Source organism: Nonomuraea sp. NPDC049141 (assembly GCF_040648415.1).
Taxonomy (GTDB): domain Bacteria; phylum Actinomycetota; class Actinomycetes; order Streptosporangiales; family Streptosporangiaceae; genus Nonomuraea.
The window spans coordinates 232887-248425 of record NZ_JBEZDR010000016.1 but is presented as its reverse complement, the minus strand read 5'-3'; the positions used below and the strand labels follow the sequence as shown (position 1 = coordinate 248425).

16 protein-coding genes are annotated in these 15539 nt (G+C 69.7%); 6 read left to right on the top strand and 10 right to left on the bottom strand.

Annotated elements, in window-relative coordinates:
- The 3 genes from AB0B91_RS41170 to AB0B91_RS41160 are packed head-to-tail and all read right to left on the bottom strand — an operon-like array spanning position 1 to position 1834.
- Positions 1–540, bottom strand: coding sequence for a ferritin-like domain-containing protein (locus tag AB0B91_RS41170; protein WP_358332154.1), 540 nt, complete (start codon positions 538–540; stop codon positions 1–3).
- A 56-nt stretch (positions 541–596) separates the two neighbouring features.
- Positions 597–1043, bottom strand: a complete 447-nt coding sequence (locus AB0B91_RS41165; RefSeq protein ID WP_358332151.1) for a YdeI/OmpD-associated family protein — start codon at positions 1041–1043, stop codon at positions 597–599.
- Complete coding sequence (locus tag AB0B91_RS41160) at positions 1040–1834, bottom strand: alpha/beta hydrolase (protein WP_358332148.1); 795 nt, start codon at positions 1832–1834, stop codon at positions 1040–1042. Before AB0B91_RS41160 ends, AB0B91_RS41165 begins: the two co-directional genes overlap by 4 nt.
- A 76-nt stretch (positions 1835–1910) precedes the next feature.
- On the opposite strand from AB0B91_RS41160, the gene AB0B91_RS41155 reads away from it, so the two are divergent.
- Positions 1911–2741 (top strand): helix-turn-helix transcriptional regulator, encoded by an 831-nt coding sequence (locus tag AB0B91_RS41155; protein WP_358332145.1) that lies wholly within the window; start codon positions 1911–1913, stop codon positions 2739–2741.
- A 44-nt stretch (positions 2742–2785) separates the two neighbouring features.
- Positions 2786–3748 carry a zinc-binding dehydrogenase gene (locus AB0B91_RS41150; protein WP_358332142.1) on the top strand — a complete coding sequence of 321 codons (963 nt, stop codon included), beginning with the start codon at positions 2786–2788 and terminating at the stop codon, positions 3746–3748.
- A 6-nt stretch (positions 3749–3754) separates the two neighbouring features.
- Here the strand turns inward: AB0B91_RS41150 and AB0B91_RS41145 are convergent, their stop codons facing one another.
- Complete coding sequence (locus AB0B91_RS41145; RefSeq protein ID WP_358332139.1) at positions 3755–4501, bottom strand: GAF and ANTAR domain-containing protein; 747 nt, start codon at positions 4499–4501, stop codon at positions 3755–3757.
- Between the two features lie 69 nt (positions 4502–4570).
- Here AB0B91_RS41145 and ilvD point away from each other — a divergent pair, with 69 nt between their 5' ends.
- The gene (gene ilvD, locus AB0B91_RS41140; RefSeq protein ID WP_358332136.1) at positions 4571–6217 is read left to right on the top strand and encodes a dihydroxy-acid dehydratase; all 1647 of its coding nucleotides are present in this window, start codon (positions 4571–4573) and stop codon (positions 6215–6217) included.
- A gap of 64 nt (positions 6218–6281) precedes the next feature.
- Here the strand turns inward: ilvD and AB0B91_RS41135 are convergent, their stop codons facing one another.
- The 4 genes from AB0B91_RS41135 to AB0B91_RS41120 all read right to left on the bottom strand — a co-directional run bounded on the left by AB0B91_RS41135 (position 6282) and on the right by AB0B91_RS41120 (position 10979).
- Positions 6282–6680, bottom strand: a complete 399-nt coding sequence (locus AB0B91_RS41135) for a hypothetical protein (RefSeq protein ID WP_358332133.1) — start codon at positions 6678–6680, stop codon at positions 6282–6284.
- Between the two features lie 31 nt (positions 6681–6711).
- The gene (locus AB0B91_RS41130) at positions 6712–7941 is read right to left on the bottom strand and encodes a serine hydrolase domain-containing protein (protein WP_358332130.1); all 1230 of its coding nucleotides are present in this window, start codon (positions 7939–7941) and stop codon (positions 6712–6714) included.
- Between the two features lie 103 nt (positions 7942–8044).
- Positions 8045–8521 carry a hypothetical protein gene (locus AB0B91_RS41125; RefSeq protein WP_358332127.1) on the bottom strand — a complete coding sequence of 159 codons (477 nt, stop codon included), beginning with the start codon at positions 8519–8521 and terminating at the stop codon, positions 8045–8047.
- Positions 8522–8678: 157 nt separating this feature from the next.
- On the bottom strand, positions 8679–10979 hold the full coding sequence (locus tag AB0B91_RS41120) for a tetratricopeptide repeat protein (RefSeq protein ID WP_358332124.1): 2301 nt from the start codon (positions 10977–10979) through the stop codon (positions 8679–8681).
- Between the two features lie 109 nt (positions 10980–11088).
- Between AB0B91_RS41120 and AB0B91_RS41115 the strand changes: the two genes are divergently transcribed.
- Positions 11089–11556, top strand: coding sequence for a hypothetical protein (locus AB0B91_RS41115; protein WP_358332121.1), 468 nt, complete (start codon positions 11089–11091; stop codon positions 11554–11556).
- Here AB0B91_RS41115 and AB0B91_RS41110 read toward each other — a convergent pair.
- Positions 11515–12087, bottom strand: coding sequence for a TetR family transcriptional regulator (locus AB0B91_RS41110; protein ID WP_358332118.1), 573 nt, complete (start codon positions 12085–12087; stop codon positions 11515–11517). The genes AB0B91_RS41115 and AB0B91_RS41110 overlap by 42 nt on opposite strands.
- Positions 12088–12114: 27 nt before the next feature.
- Between AB0B91_RS41110 and AB0B91_RS41105 the strand changes: the two genes are divergently transcribed.
- Positions 12115–13212, top strand: a complete 1098-nt coding sequence (locus AB0B91_RS41105; protein WP_358332115.1) for an alcohol dehydrogenase catalytic domain-containing protein — start codon at positions 12115–12117, stop codon at positions 13210–13212.
- A 122-nt stretch (positions 13213–13334) separates the two neighbouring features.
- The gene (locus tag AB0B91_RS41100; RefSeq protein ID WP_358332112.1) at positions 13335–13943 is read left to right on the top strand and encodes a DJ-1/PfpI family protein; all 609 of its coding nucleotides are present in this window, start codon (positions 13335–13337) and stop codon (positions 13941–13943) included.
- 19 nt (positions 13944–13962) lie between these two features.
- Here the strand turns inward: AB0B91_RS41100 and AB0B91_RS41095 are convergent, their stop codons facing one another.
- Positions 13963–15189: an ATP-binding protein gene (locus AB0B91_RS41095; RefSeq protein WP_358332109.1), complete on the bottom strand. Its 1227-nt coding sequence runs from the start codon at positions 15187–15189 to the stop codon at positions 13963–13965.
- Positions 15190–15539 lie beyond the last annotated feature (350 nt).

The window sequence follows — 15539 nt, the reverse complement described above, 5'->3', positions numbered from 1 at the left end:
TCAGGTGCTGGACGGGATGCGTTCGAGCAGGCTCTGCATGTCGTCGGCGTGCTCCTCCTCCTTGGCGAGCAGCTCCTCGAACACGCGGCGGGTGGTGATGTCCTTGTCGCCCAACCACTGGATGATCTCGGTATAGCTGGCCACCGCGACCCGTTCGGCGACCAGGTCTTCCTTGATCATGTCGATCAGCCCGCGGCTCGCGTCGTACTGGGAGTGGGCGCGGGAGCTCAGCGTGTCGGGGTTGAAGTCGGGTTCGCCGCCGAGCTGCACGATCCTGGACGCGAGCTTGTCGGCGTGCTCCTGCTCCTCGGCCGCGTGCTCCAGGAACTCCTGCGCCACGGACTCCGACTGCAGCCCGGAGGCGGTGTAGTGGTGCCGCTTGTAGCGGAGCACGCACACGAGCTCGGTGGCGAGGGCTTCGTTGCAGACCTGGATCACGCGCTCCAGGTCGGCGCCGTAGGCGTCGGTGATCGGACCCTTGCCGATCTCGGCGCGGGCGCGCTCGCGGATGGTCTTGATGTCGGTCAGGAACTCAGCCATGGCGCCCATATGCCCACTCGCTTGGCGACGACGCCACTTCACCCGCAAAAGTGCGGTCAGGCCTCACCGTTAGCGAGCCTGGTGATGGTGTCGGCGACCCGCCGCTGCCTGGTCTCGGCCTTCTTGGCGCCCTCGACCTGCAGCACATAACGGAGTCTGCGCGAGTACGACAGCCCGTCGAAGAAGCGCTTGGCCTCGGGAGCGCCGTCGAGCGCCGCGGCCAGGTCGGCGGGCACCGTCACCTCGCGCGGCGCGGTGTCGAGCTCCAGCGCCACCTCCACCTCGTCGCCGGCGGCCACACCCGCGCCCTGCCGGTGCTCGGCGCTGATCGGCAGCATGTGCCGGCCGCCCATGGAGGCGACCGTGCTGCGGTAGCCATACCCGTTGATCGTGACGTTGACGGCGGGCCGCTTGCTCCCGCCGAGGCCCTCGACCACTTCGGCGGGGACCTCGATGCCCGTGGCGGTCTTGCCGTTCAGTTGGACGACGGCGCGGAATCTCATCGGAAGAACCCTTCCAGAACCGGCGCCAGGGCCGTGGCCTTGACGATGTGCGTCTGGCCGTCGAGCGTGCGGTGCTCGGCGTTGGGCAGCACGCCGGCCCAGGCCCGCATGGCGTTGCGCATCCACGCCGGGCTCTTGCCGCCGTCGATCACCAGGGTGGGGATCTTGACCGAGGCCCACGGGGCGGCGGGGAGAGGCTTGCCACGCTCGTACTCGGCCACGAACGCGACATCGTAGGGGAGTGTGTGGACGATGGCCTTCATGCCGGACCAGGCGGGCATGAAGCGCATCATGAAGACGATCGCGCCGGGCAGGTTGACGCCCTCGCGCATGAAGTAGCCGATCGCCTGGCCTCGGCGGCCGGTGGCCACCATCTCGTCGATCTGCCGCACGTAGTCGTCCGGGATCGGCGGCCGGGTGTCGTCGACCACGAACGGCGCCTCGTAGACGGCCACCTTCGGCACCGGCAGCCCGCTCTCGACGGCCGCCATGGCCAGCGCCGCACCCGACGAGATGCCGAACAGGAAGGCGCTGCCGCCCGCCTCCTCCACCAGCGCGGCGAGATCCTCGATCTCGCGCTCGGGGGCGAACGGCGCGGTGTCGCCGCTGGCACCGCGGCCACGGCGGTCGTAGGTGTAGACGGTGAAGCCGCGAGCCAGCTCCTTGGCCAGTGCCGGGTTCGGCCCGGCCGCGCGGTGGCAGAGCGCGCCGTCGACGAGGATGACCGGCGGACCCTGGCCGATGCGGTCATAGGCGATCTGGGTGCCGTCTTGGGAAGTGACCTTGTCCATGGGTGCAACCTCTCACCGACAATTCTTTTTGTCAAGCCTCGACCTGGGATTACCCGGCAGCGTTTAGGCTGAATTCGTGACTGCCAGCCAACGCCGCCGTGACCAGCTCAAGGAGTTCCTGCGTGCCAAGCGGGAGGCCCTCACACCCACCGACGTCGGCATGCCCACCGCGGGCCGCCGCCGCACTCCGGGACTGCGCCGGGAAGAGGTGGCCGTGCTCGCCGGTGTCGGGGTGTCCTGGTACACCTGGCTGGAGCAAGGACGCGACATCAAGGTCTCCGATGCCGTGCTGGACGCGGTCGCCCGCGCGCTGAAGCTCGACGAGGCGGAGCGCACGCACCTGTACGTCCTCGCCGGACTGAACCCGCCGGACCCCGCGGGCCGGCCGGGCGAGCCGTTGAGCGACCAGCTCCGCGGAGTGCTCGACGCGTGGATGCCCAACCCGGCGCACGTGCTGGACCGGCACTACAACCTGGTGGCGATGAACGACGCCGCCAGGTGGGTGTTCGGCTATGACGACGATGTCCGCAACTGCATGGTGGCCTTCTTCACCCACCCGACCTATCGCGGCAGGTTCACCGAATGGCACGAGTTCGCCCCGGACATGGTGGCCGACTTCCGCGCCGGCGCGGCCCGGTATCCAGACGATCCGGTCTTCGAGCGGATCGCCGAAGAGCTGTGTACGGCCAGCCCGGAGTTCGCCGAGCTGTGGGCGCGGCCGGATGTCCGTTCCCGCTCCCAGGGCATCAAGGCGATCACCCACCCCGAAGCCGGGGACCTCACCTTCGAGTACTCACTGTTCCGGTTGCCGGATCGCGCGGACCTCAATGTCGTGCTGCACACGCCGCATCCCGACACCGACACCAAGGAGAAAGTGGAGAGCCTGGTGGTGGCACACCCAGGTTGAGCTGACACTGCCTTGCCGATGGCGGTCGAAGGAGCATGGACGGCATGAAGGCAATCACGATTCCCGAATTCGGCAGCGCTGACGTCCTCCGCCTCGACGAGGTCGAGATTCCCGAGCCCGGGCCGGGGCAGGTCTCCATCGACGTGGCCTACGCGGGCGCCAACTTCGCCGAGATCCTCTACCGGCAGGGCGTGGTGGACGTGCCCTTGCCGTTCGTGCCCGGCATCGAGGTGTCCGGGCGTGTCCGGGCGCTCGGCCCCGGCGTCGAGGGACTGCGCGTGGGCCAGCCGGTCGCCGCGCTGACGATCGTCGACAGCGGCGGCTACGCGGAGGTGGTGACGACCTCCGCCGACCTGGTGTCCCCGCTGGACGGCTACGACCTCGGGCTGGGCATCGCGGCGGCGCTGCCGTCCAACAGCACCACCGCGTTGCTGGTGCTCGACCGGGTGGCCCGCATCGAACCGGGGGAGACCGTGCTCGTGCACGCCGCCGCCGGGGGCGTGGGCAGCCAGCTCGGCCAGGCCGCCCGGTTGCTGGGCGCGGGCCGCGTGGTGGGCACCGTGGGCAGCCCCGCCAAGATCGAGAAAGCCAAGGCTTTCGGCTACGACGAGGTCGTCCTGCGCGAGCAGGTGGCCGAGGCCGGCCGGTTCGACGTGGTGGTGGACATGGTCGGAGGTACGACCCGCCGTACCAGCCTGGACCTGCTCGCGCCCATGGGCCGGATGGTGGTGATGGGCAACGCCTCCGGCGCCGAGGACGTCGGGATCTCGGCCAACGAGGTGTGGTTCACCAACAAGACGGTCTCCGGGTTCAACCTGGCCGCGTTCGCCGCCGCCTTCCCCGCGGAGGCGGGCCGGGCGCTGCACCGGGCGGTGGCCGCGGCCGCGAGCGGGGAGCTGCGGGTGCAGGTCGAGTCGCTGCGGCTGGAGCAGGCCGCGGAGGCGCACCGCCGCATCGAGTCCAGCCGCACGACCGGCAAGCTCGTACTCGAAGTCGAACGCATGTGAGTGCCTTTAGTTCGGCGGATCGTCGAAGTGCAGGCTCTCCGGGGGATGGCCGCTCACCGACCGGATGAGGTCGGAGGACACCTCGCGTACCTTCCGGTTCTGCTCCTGGGAGATCTGGCGCAGCAGGTCGAAGGCGTCGTGGGCGGTCCAGTGGTGTTCGCCCATGATGATGCCGAGCGCCTGGTCGATGATCGCGCGGGTGCCGAGGGCCTCGCGGAGCTGCGCGGCCACCTCGATCTGGCGGGCCGAGCGCAGGGCCGTGTCGAGGAGGAGCCCGATGTGCTCAGCGGTCAGGCGGGCGGCCCGCCCGGCCTCCTGGACGAGGGCGCCGGGCCGGCGGGAGTAGAGGTTCAGCGCGCCCAGCCACACGCCTTCGACCCGCAACGGCTGGGAATGTACGCTCCTGACGCCGTGCGCGAGCATCCGCGCCGGATATCCGCTCCACCGCGTCTCGGTGGCGAGATCGGTGGCCACGACGGGCTCGCCGGTGGCCATGGCGTCGAGGCAGGGGCCCTGGCCGCCGCTGTACTGGATCTCGTCGAACACCCTGACGTGCGCCGCGGAGGAGGCGACCGTCTGTACGCGCCCGTCCTGGCGCAGGGTCACGCCCGTCATGGGCCGCCCCGTCATGGCGGCGGCGATGTCGGCGATGTGATGGAGCACCATGCCGAGGTCCTCGGCGCCGTGCATGACGGCGGACAGCTCACGAAGCGTCGCGGTGACGCTCTTCTCGTCCATCGGGGAGTCTGCCATCTCGCCCCTGAACTGCCCTGGGCCGATGCCGCCTAACGTCCGAGGCGGCGCTGTTCGTAGGGTGGCCTCATGAGCATCGCCGATGATCCAGACCGCGCACCCGCCCGCTCTCACCTGTACGCCATGGGCATGTCGGAGGAGGAGATGCGCCGTCCGATGATCGGCATCGCCTCCACCTGGACCGGCACGATGCCCTGCAACCTCACCCACCGCGAACTGGCCGCCCACGTCGCCACCGGCGTACGCAGGGCGGGTGGCACGCCGATGGAGTTCAACACGATCGCCGTCTCCGACAACCTCACCATGCACACCCCAGGGATGCGCGCCTCCCTGGTGAGCCGCGAGATCATCGCCGACTCGATCGAGCTGATGGGGCGGGCGCACGGGTTCGACGCGCTGGTGTGCGTGGTCGGGTGCGACAAGACCGTACCGGCGGCGATCATGGCGCTGGCGCGTCTGGACGTACCCGCCGTCGTCCTCTACAGCGGCAGCATGATGCCCGGCCGCTGGCGCGACCGGGACGTCACCATCCAGGACATGTGGGAGGCGCTCGGCGAGCGCGCGGTCGGCCGGCTCGACCAGGCCGACGTCGACGACCTGGCCAAGTACGCGTGTCCGGGCCCCGGTACCTGCGCCGCCCAGTACACCGCCAACACCATGGCCGGCGTCACCGACTTCCTCGGCCTGGCCCCGTTCGGCATCGGCGACATCCCGGCGGTCGCCGACACCAAGAACGCCGCCGCCGAGCGCGTCGGCGAGATCGTCATGGACGCGCTCGCCCGTGACGCCAGGCCCTCGCGCGTCCTCACCGAGGACGCCCTGCACAACGCCATCGTCTCGGTGGCGGCCATGGGCGGCTCGACGAACGCCGTACTGCACCTGCTCGCCATCGCCCGCGAGGCCGGGCTGCCGCTGCAGGTCGACGAGATCGGCGCCATCTGCCGGCAGGTCCCGATCATCACCCGGCTCATGCCCAGCGGCCGGCACACCGCCGCCGACCTGTGGCGGGCCGGCGGCACGGCGCTGGTGGCGCGGCGGCTGCTGGAGGCGGGCCTGCTGCGCCCGGACGCCATGCTCGTCGACGGCCGTACCTACGCCGACGTCGCCGCGGCGGCGGAGGAGACGCCGGGACAGCAGGTGGTGACGACCGTGGAACACCCGGCCAAGGCGCGCGGGGCGCTGGCGATCCTGCGTGGCTCGCTCGCTCCCGACGGGTGCGTGCTGAAGCTCAGCGGCAAGGAGGATTTCCGGCGTGAGGGGCCGGCCAGGGTGTTCGACGGCGAGGACGCCTGTTTCGCGGCGATTCAGGAGGGGCGGATCCGGCCGGGCGATGTGATCATCGTTCGGTATGAGGGCCCGGCCGGCGGGCCCGGGATGCGGGAGATGCTGTCGATCACTGGGGCGCTCGTGGGACAGGGCCTGGGGGACTCTGTGGCGCTGGTCACCGACGGGCGGTTCAGCGGGGTCTCGCATGGGATGGTCATCGGGCATGTCGCGCCCGAGGCGTACGTGGGCGGGCCGCTGGCGCTGGTGCGCGACGGTGATGTGGTCGTCATCGACAGCGCGGCGGGGACGCTCGATCTGAGCGTGCCGGAGGAGGAGCTGGGGCGGCGGCGGGACGCCTGGGTGCGGCCGGAGCGGCCGGTCGAGCGGGGGGTGCTGGCCAAGTACGCGGCGACCGTCAGGTCCGCCTCGGACGGCGCGGTGACTGTCTGACCGGTGCTCTGCCGCCATGTCACGGGGTCCGGAGAGGACCCCGTGACGAGCAGGGCGGCATGCATCAAGCGGCGTCGAGGGCTTCGGTGATCTTGCGGGCCATCTCGGCCAGGGTCGGGCTGGGCTCGCCACTGGTGGCAGCTTCGATGGCGACGACGACGGTGCGGCGGAAGTTGTCGGCCTCGGCCGGATCCTGCTGCTTGAGCAGGCTCATGGCCGCCGTCAGGGCAGGCAGCACGTGGTCGGCCAGCTCGGCGACGGACTTGCCGTACAGATCGATGTCCTTGCTCTTCGCGGCGAGTACGTGCCCGATCGGGCCGGTCGCCGAGGCCAGGGCGATGGAGCCGTTGGTGGCGGCCTTGTGCGGTGAGCCGGCGGCATCGGCGGCGGACATCAGCGAGACGGCGCCGTAGGCGGCGGTGCGCAGGGTGCTCTTGTCCTGGTCGCTAAAGGTGATGGACATGGTGATGTGCTCCTTTGAAGCTGTTACGAAGTCAGTTGTCAATTGCCTGGTAGAGCGTGGTCCAGAAGTCGTGGATGAGCCGCGCCGGATCCGGGACCGACAGCCCGACCTGGGTGAGCAGGATTCCGGTGAGCTGGTTGTGCGGGTCGGCGTACGCCGTGGTGCCGGTTCCGCCGTCCCAGCCGAACTGGCCGATGGGGGCGTAGTCGCCGCGGTAGGTGCGCACCGCCATCCCGATGCCCCAGCCGCCCTGCTGTCCTTGGCCGAAGCCCACGTGGACGCTGTCGCGGGCCATGGCGGTGCGGGCGGCGTTCTGCTCGGGCGTGAGGCGGTTGGTGGTCATCAGCTCGACGGCCGGCCGGGACAGGATCCGTTCGCCACCGTGCATCCCGCCATTGAGCAGCATGCGGAAGTACGCGTGGTAGTCGTCGACGGTTGAGGCCACGTCATTGGCGGCCGACTGGAACTCCCGAGGCTGGCTGTAGAGTCCCCCTTCGGCCTCGTCCCAGACGGTGAACTCGCCTGTCTCCGGATCGGGGGCGTAGCTGGGCGGCAGCCGGTCGATCTTGTCGGCGGGCACGTGCAATCCGGTGTCCTTCATCCCCAGCGGATCGAGGACGCGTTCGCGCAGGAACTCCTCGAACGGCCGGCCGGTGACCCTGGCGACGAGCACGCCCAGCACATCGATGCTGATGTGGTACTGCCAGTGCTCTCCAGGCTGGTGCATCAGCGGGAGTGTGCCGAGGCGGCGCATCCACTCGTCCGGTCCGGGCACCGGGCCTCCATGGCCGGTGAGTTCCAGCTCGAAAACCTTGCCCATGATCGGATAGCTCATCGCCGTCAGATCCATGCCGAGCCCGAACGTGGAGGTCAGCAGGTCCCGTACGGTGATCGGCCGCCGCGCGGGCACGGTGTCGTCCAGCGGACTGTCGGGCCGCTTGAGCACCTGCCGGTCGGCGAGTTCGGGCAGCCACTGCTCCACCAGGTCGTCCAGCCGCAGCCGGCACTCGTCGAGCAGGATCATCACCGGTGCGACCGTGAGCGGTTTGGACGTCGAGGCCATCCGGAAGATGGTGTCCCGGCGCATCGGCGCGCCACCGTCGTGACGCATCGTCCCGAGCGCTTCGACGTGCGTCTCCTCGCCCCGGCCGACCAGGGCGACGAGCCCGGGGATCTTGCCGGAATCGACATGCCGTCCCAGCACCGCACGCAGCCTGCGCAGCCCCGCTTCGGAGAAGCCGCTGTTGCCAGTTCCCATCATCTGTCTCCTTCAGTGTTCGATCTTGCGAGACCCGTCCACCATTGCCGACCGCCCTGATACCGGGGGGTCGCCGTCCTGACGCCGCCGCTGATACGCGGGATCGTCAGCAGCCGAGCCGGTCGGCGATCACACCCAGCACCTGCCGCAGATCGCGTGACATGCGGGTACGCAGGCCGATCTCGGCGATCCCGGCGGCGAATCCCGGATGGTCCGGAAAAACCTGGTGGACGCGATGGATCACCCGGGTGCCCGCGGGGCAGGCGGTGGCGGCATGCGCCCCGGCGTACCAGCTCCGCACCGCCACCATGGACCGGGCCTGGTCCACCTGGATCTCCACCGGCTCCACCGCCCCGGCGAACTCGGCGCGGTAGGCGCCGGACCCGGCCACGACGGTCATCGCCCCCTGCCGAGCCGCCGAAGCCCTGGCCAGGACCAGCAGGTTGTCATCGCCCACCCGCCCCTCGGCGACGGCGAGCAGGAGCGCGGCGACCGCTGCGACGGGCGCGGCGAGTGTTCCGTCCACTTCCCACCGGACGGGCAGCGCGTCCAACTCGGCGAGCAAGGAAGGCGTCGTGTGCATGGCCGAGAGCCTCGATCCGGCGGCCCGTCCGGGACAAGCCATGCCGGGCCTCCGGGGACACGGGAAAACCCACCGATACCCGGCTGAACTGCGCTGTCGCACTGGCGGACGGCTGTTGCGGGGTGTCCCGGGACGGGACGGAACACCTGGGCCGGACTCAGAACACCCGAGTCAGACCCGCACGCGCCGCCGACGCCAGATAGCTGAGGCCGTCCGCGGTGGCGATCTCCAGCGCCTCCTGGAAGTGCCGCGCCGCGGCGTCCCGATCGCCCATGGCCAGGCAGGCCTCCGCGTACGGGAGGAGGCTCTGCACCATCCGGTGCCTCTCACCGCCCCCTTCGAGAATCCGCATGGCCTCGGCGTGCCTGGCCGTTGCCTCCTCGACGCGACCGAGGTGGCGCAGGGCGACGGCGGCGTCCGTGAGGCTGATCGTCTCGAAGATCTGATGGCGGGTCCCCCGATTGAGCGTGAGGGCCTGTTCAGCGCAGTCGAGGGCGGTCCGAGCGTCACCCAGGCCGAGTGCCGCCCGGCCGAGCACGTCCAGGCACATGCGCTCCTTCTGCCGGTCCAGTCCGCGCGCGGCCTCGATCACGTCCGAGACGACCTCGCGGGCCTCGCCGTACTCACCGAGCAGCACCAGAGCATGCCCAAGGCGTGCGTTCGTGTACACGCGGGTGGCGACCTCGCGGGCCGGCAGCAGGCCGGTCGCCTGGCGCAGGAGTTCGACGGCGCCTTTGACGTCATCGGCGTACAGCCGGGCCTCCGCCAGCTGTGCGATGGTCAGGACCTGGCCGACGATGTCGCCCTCCGCGACCATCAGTACGCGGGCCGCCTCAAGCTCCCGCACCGCCTCCGCCAGCCGGCCGACCCGCATCAGCATGGCGCCCAGCAAGTACCGGTGCGAGGCGAGCATGCGGCGCTCGCCGAGCCTTTCGGCGGCGGGCATGCTGAGTTCGAGTCCGTGGATCAGTTGCGCCGTGCCGACGTGCCGCCCGTCGGGGACCAGGGCGAGCTGGCCGAGCCCGACCGCCACCGCGTCGATGCGCAGCTCCACGGCGAGCGAGAACGTCGCGGTGCTGTTGACCCGCTCGGTGTCCAGCCAGTCGAGGGCTCCGTCGTAGCCGGCAAGGTCGGGAACCGCGGGAGGCGGCTGCGACACGATGACCGGCAGGGGGATGAGGACCAGCTCGATCAGTTTTTTCGCGGCCAGCATGCCGCTCAGGTAGTAGTCGCCCAGCCGGGCGATCGCCGGTCCGGGGTCCGCCGCGGCATCGTCGGCGCGGGCGGCCTGCCGCAGCAGGTCGTGCATCCGGTAACGACCCGCCGCCGGCTCCTGGAGCAGATGGACGTCAACCAGGTCCTCCAGCAGGGAGCGGGCGTTGCCCAGCGGGATCCCGGCCAGGGCGGCCGCGGCGTACGCGTCGATGTCCTCGCCCGGCACGAGCCCGAGCAGCCGGAACATCCGCCGCTGGGCGGGATCGAGCTGCCGCAGCGACATCCCGAACACCTCCGACACCGCCAGCTCGCCCTCACGCAGCCTTTCCACCAGAGTGTCCAGCGTCCACGAGGGCCGGTGCCGCAGCCGCGCGGCGGCCACCCGGATGGCCAGCGGCAGGTTCCCGCATCGGCGCAGCACCTCGCCGACGTCACCGGGCCGGGTCCCGCCTGCGGATTCGACGAACAGCTCCGCCGCCTCCTCCGTCGGCAGCACGTCCAGCGAGATCGGCAGTACGCCGTCCAACTCCACCAGCCGCCGGCGGCTCGTGATCACGACGAAGCTCTGGCCGGCGCCGGGGAGCAGCTCGCGTACGTGATCGGCGTCGGCGGCGTTGTCCAGCAGCACGATCGCGCGCCGCGTCGCCAGCTCCGACCGCCAGAGCGCGGCCCGCTCGGTGACCCCGTCGGGAATCCTGCCGAGCGGCAATCCGAGCGCGGCCAGCAGCACGCGCAGCGCCTCCACGGGCTCGACCCGCTCCCGGCCCGGAGTGAACCCGTGCAGGTCCAGGTAGAGCTGGCCACCGGAGAAGTCGGCGGTCAGGAGATGCGCGGCGTGTACGGCCAGTGCGGTCTTACCCACCCCGCCCATGCCGTCGATCGCCACCATCGACGTCTTCCGCGCGGCGCCGAGAAGAGCGGCCAGCTCCTCCCGGCGCCCGGTGAAGGCGGTGATGTCGTGTGGCAGGTCGTTACGCACCGGCGCGGTGGCGGCCGTGCTCGTCTGGGGCCCGTCCTTGGCCCGCTCCCACACCTCACGCATCGGTCTGGGGTCACGACCTGCTGCCTTGCAGAGCGCCACCACCGTCGGCCAGGGTGGAACGGCCTGACCGGAGAAGTAGCGCGACAGCGAGGAGCTGCTGACGTGGACGTCACGGGCGAGCTCCCGCAGGCTCCGTCCGGTCAGGTCACGCAGCTGCCGGAGCAGCCCCGCCAGCTCTTGCCGGCCGTTCTCAAGGCTCACGCGCTGATCTTAGGCGGCAGGCGTGGCATACCGCCCAAATGCTCACAAATCACGACGTGATTAAGCGAAGCGGCGGAGTTTCTATGACGGTCGTTATAATCGCACCATCATGACTGTCATCACTGTTACCGCCCCCGCCGGACGGCTCACCGGCGAGCAGCGTCGCAAGCTGGCCCGCACGCTCACCGACGCCGTCCTGGTGCCCGAGATCGGCCAGTTCGCCGAGGCCGCCCGGGTGGGCTTCCAGGTGCACTTCATCGAGCCCGCGCCGGACATGATGGCCATCGGCGGCGCGCTGCTCGGCGACTCGGGAGTCGACGCCATGACCATCGACGTGGCCGTCATGGAGGCCGACTGGACCCAGGACCTCCGCGCGGAGGTGATCACACGCGTGCTGGATGCCATGGCCGAAGCCTGCGGCCTGGAGGAGGCTCCGCCGGGCTGGTGGGTGACCTTCCGGGTGATCGAGGAGGGAAGCTGGGGCTCGCGGGGCGGTGTGCTGTCGATCCTGAACCTGCTCGACAGCGGCGTCTTCTCAGCCGAGCGCGCCGATGCGATCCGTAAGAAGCTGCTCTAGCTGGGCTGCGACGTCATCCAGCGGCTGGATGTCACGCTTGGCCCGGCACATGGCGACCGTACCCTCCACCGCGGCGACGACCAGGGTGGCCAGCGGGCCCGCGTCCGCGACACCGTGCTCGCGCAGCGCCTCGGCCAGCAGCCGCTCCCAGGCGGTGAAGACCTCGGCGGCGGCGGCGATCGCCTCCGCCTCGCCCTGCGCGGGCGGCTCCTCCACGGCGACGGCCAGCACCGGGCAGCCCGCACGGAAGTCGCTGTCGATCACCGTCTGCCGCCACAACGCCAGAAAGGCCCGCAACCCGGCCACCGGCCCGGCCTTCAACTCGCTGTTCAACACGCCCGAGACCAGATCACCGGCATACCGTACGGACTCGGCCGCCAACTGCTGCTTGCCACGGGGGAAGTAGTGGTAGGTCGAGCCCAGAGGCGCCCCGGAATGCGCGGCCAGATCGCGAACGGTGCTGCCGGCCAACCCCCGCCGCCGGATCAGATCGGCTGCCCCCATGACGATCCGGTCCCGTGAACTTGCCATATAACGATCGTAATAGCAGGGAGCGGCATGCATGAGCTGAGGTTCGAGCGCAGCGGCAGACTGGCCTGGCACGAGACCGAAGAGCCCCGCCTGCGCGAACCGGACGACGTCATCGTCCGCCCCTTCGTCGCCGGCCGTTGCGACGGCGACACCGTCCCCATCCACCGCCCCGTCTCCCGTCCCATGCAGGCCGGCCTGGCTCTCGGCCTGATCGACCCGATCGTGGCGAGCATCGTCGGCCCCGTCCCCTTCAAGGGCCCCTTCGCGATCGGCCACGAATGCGTCGCCGAGGTCGTCGAGACCGGATCCGCCGTAACCGCCGTGACCACCGGCCAGCGGGTGATCGTGCCGTGGGCGATCTCCTGCGGCACCTGCCCACGCTGCCTCCGGGGCCTGACCGCCAAGTGCGCCCGCGCCACCGGCACCCTGGCCGCCTACGGCTTCGGCCCTTCGTGCGGCCCGTGGGGCGGGATGATCGCCGACCGGTTGCGCGTACCGTACGCCAACCACCTGCCCGTCCCCGTGCCGGACGGCGCGCCTGCCCTGCGCGTGGCCGCCGCCGGCGACAACCTCGCCGACGCCTGGCGAACCGTGGCCGAACCGCTGCGGGCACGGCCCGGCGGCCGGGTCCTGATCCTCGGCGGCGGCGCCAAGAGCATCGGCCTGTACGCGGCCGGCCTCGCCGCCGCCCACGGCGCTTCGGTCGTGGACTACGTGGACCGCAGCTCGCACCGCCGGGAACTCGCCGCCTCTTTCGGCGCCCGCACCCCCACCCGGCCCGAAGGCGACTACGACGTCGCCGTCGAAGCCACTTCCACGGCTTCGGGGGTACGGCAGGCCATGCGTGCGCTGGCACCTGGCGGCATCTGTACCGCTGTCGGCTACTACCTGGCGACCGGCACCCGGGTGCCGCTGATGCGCATGTACGCCACCGACGCCACCCTCCACCTGGGTGTCTCCCACACCCGCGCGATCCTGCCCGAGCTGCTGGACTTCGTGCACCGCACCGGCTTCCCCGCCGAACGCGTCACCACGCTGACCGCCGAGTGGGATCAGGCACCCGAGGCCTACCGCGCCCGCACCACCAAGGTCGTACTGCGGCGCGATCCGCTCAACGGAGATTGAGAGCCGCGGTGCGAAGGGGCGCGCGCCTCGAACTGCTCTGCCGGTGGGGCGTCGGCGGTAAACGGACGCGTCGGCTCATGTGTGAGACTTGAACCGTATGAGATTGCAACGGAGGAGTGGTCTTGCAGGTCGCGGTCGTCACATTTGACGGATTCAACGAACTCGACAGCTTTATCGCGTCCGCGCTGATCAATCGTGCTCGCGCGCACGGCGTAACTGCATACATCACGACACCCGCGCCCGTTGTGACATCGATGAATGGCGTCGAGGTGACCGGTCAGCGGCCGTTGGACTTTGTCGCCGAGGCTGACGTCGTTCTCCTCGGCAGTGGCATCAAGACCCGTGATGTCGTGGCTGATGACACGCTGCTGGCGCGTCTGCCGCTTGACCCCGCACGACAGTTGATCGGCTCGCAGTGCTCCGGAGCCCTGGTACTCGCGCACCTCGGTCTCCTAGCCGGGCGACCTGCCTGCACCGACACCATCACGCGGCCTTGGCTCGAGGAGTGCGGGGTGACGGTACTGGACGCGCCGTTCCATGCGGAGGGCGGGATCGCTACCGCGGGCGGATGCCTGGCATCTGTGTACCTGGCAGCGTGGACGCTGCTCCACACGGTCGGCGAGGCCGCGGCCTGGGGCGTGATCGAGTATGCGGCACCCGTAGGTGAGAAGCAGGAGATCGTTCAGCGCGTCATGTCCAGGGTGCGTGCGGTCGAGGCAGCGTTGCACTGACCCCCTGCCTAGCTTTTGGCTAGCGGCGGGACGGCAGACTCGGCGTGACCGTATCCGGTCCGATGTGATTCCACAGGATCGACAGTGGCGAAAAGAAGATTCGATCCCCTGAGGGGAGGTTGGTCGCACCGAGGTGCAGGACATACCCGGCACGGAACCTGTCGCCGAGCTTGTCTCTCAGCCAGCGCAGGTGCTTGGCGTCCTCGCTCTTGGGCGTGGCCGACGCCTTGACCTCGATGCCTATCACAGTGCCGTCGCGGCGTTCGAGGATGAAGTCGATTTCGCGCTTCTCCCTGTCCCGATAGTGCCGCACGGTGACATGTCGGCGGGCGAAGGTCGACAGCTTGAGAAGCTCTGCGAAGACGAAGGTCTCCAGTAGTCCGCCGAGGGCGGGATGACCAGGGGCAAGGAGCGACTCCGCATCCACATCCATGAGATGGGCGGCCAGTCCGCTGTCGGTCACATAGCTCTTGGGCGCGTGAGTCACCCGTGAGCTCAGGTTGTTGGACCATGCGGGCGCCGGAGCGACCAGGAACACGGTTTCCAAGTAGGCCAGATACGTACGCACGGTTGCGACGTCCAGCCCCAGACCTTCGGCGATATGGGCGAGGACGACCTGGCCGCCTGCTCGGGCCGCGACCAGAGCGATCAGGTCGGGCATCGCCTGGGCCTTGTTGACATGGGCGAACTCGCGGATGTCGCGCGAGATCACGGTGTCCAGGTAGCCGCGGAACCACGCCCGAATCGCCACTGGTGACTTCAGGCGCAGGACTTCCGGATAGCTGCCCTGGCTGATGAGGTGGATGTAGTCTTCGCGCGTCCATGCCGACTGGCGACCAGTGAAGCCCCCCGGGTCGATGAACGCCTGATCGCAGAATCTGCCCGCGTCACCCACTCGCTCGCTGACCGCGAAGGGCCACAGGTCCACGAAGGCCACCCGGCCCGCGAGCGACTCCGACAACGTGGGGATGCTGAGAAAGCGGGTCGACCCCGATAGCACGAACTGGCCTGGAGACCAGTCCTCGTCGACTACCTGCTTGATGGCCAGAATCAGCGGATCGCCGGCTCGTTGAATCTCGTCGATGATCACCGGTTTGGGCCGTCTGCGTACGAAGGTGCGCGGATCGTCCTTGGCGATGGCGAGCCCTGAAGGATCGTCGAGGGTGGTGAACGTGGCTTCGCCGAACCGTCGGCAGGACTGGAGCAGCGTTGTCTTGCCGGACTGGCGCGGCCCGTTGATGATCACGACCCTGAGCTCCGCGAGAAGCTCCTTGAGAGAGTCGGCCGCGAGCCGAGGAAGAAGATCCATATCGCCCCCACCTGCAAATAGACTGTGCGGAGCCCGGTTTTCCCTGTTTCGCGGGCCAAGTTTTCCCTGTTTCGCGGGCTCTATTTTCCCTGTTTCGCGGGCTGCGCGTACGCAGGATCGCCGATCGACGGTCAGGAGACCGATCCTTCGCGTAGGGCGTCACACTCTGTGTGCGGTCATCGCCTCCATCGGTCCAGGTCATGTTCTCGAGGATGACGCGATGGCCGTCTCCATTTCTCGGCAGAACGCCTGATACCCAGTCAAACCAGCACATCATGCTGCTGGAA

Coding starts and splice junctions, on each gene's coding strand:
- AB0B91_RS41165 (WP_358332151.1), bottom strand. CDS start 1,043: ATGAGATTCCGCGCCGTCGTCCAACTGAACGGCAAGACCGCCACGGGC.
- AB0B91_RS41145 (WP_358332139.1), bottom strand. CDS start 4,501: ATGGCAGACTCCCCGATGGACGAGAAGAGCGTCACCGCGACGCTTCGT.
- AB0B91_RS41125 (WP_358332127.1), bottom strand. CDS start 8,521: ATGCACACGACGCCTTCCTTGCTCGCCGAGTTGGACGCGCTGCCCGTC.
- AB0B91_RS41130 (WP_358332130.1), bottom strand. CDS start 7,941: ATGATGGGAACTGGCAACAGCGGCTTCTCCGAAGCGGGGCTGCGCAGG.
- AB0B91_RS41135 (WP_358332133.1), bottom strand. CDS start 6,680: ATGTCCATCACCTTTAGCGACCAGGACAAGAGCACCCTGCGCACCGCC.
- AB0B91_RS41105 (WP_358332115.1), top strand. CDS start 12,115: ATGCATGAGCTGAGGTTCGAGCGCAGCGGCAGACTGGCCTGGCACGAG.
- AB0B91_RS41115 (WP_358332121.1), top strand. CDS start 11,089: ATGACTGTCATCACTGTTACCGCCCCCGCCGGACGGCTCACCGGCGAG.
- AB0B91_RS41110 (WP_358332118.1), bottom strand. CDS start 12,087: ATGGCAAGTTCACGGGACCGGATCGTCATGGGGGCAGCCGATCTGATC.
- AB0B91_RS41160 (WP_358332148.1), bottom strand. CDS start 1,834: ATGGACAAGGTCACTTCCCAAGACGGCACCCAGATCGCCTATGACCGC.
- AB0B91_RS41150 (WP_358332142.1), top strand. CDS start 2,786: ATGAAGGCAATCACGATTCCCGAATTCGGCAGCGCTGACGTCCTCCGC.
- AB0B91_RS41170 (WP_358332154.1), bottom strand. CDS start 540: ATGGCTGAGTTCCTGACCGACATCAAGACCATCCGCGAGCGCGCCCGC.
- ilvD (WP_358332136.1), top strand. CDS start 4,571: ATGAGCATCGCCGATGATCCAGACCGCGCACCCGCCCGCTCTCACCTG.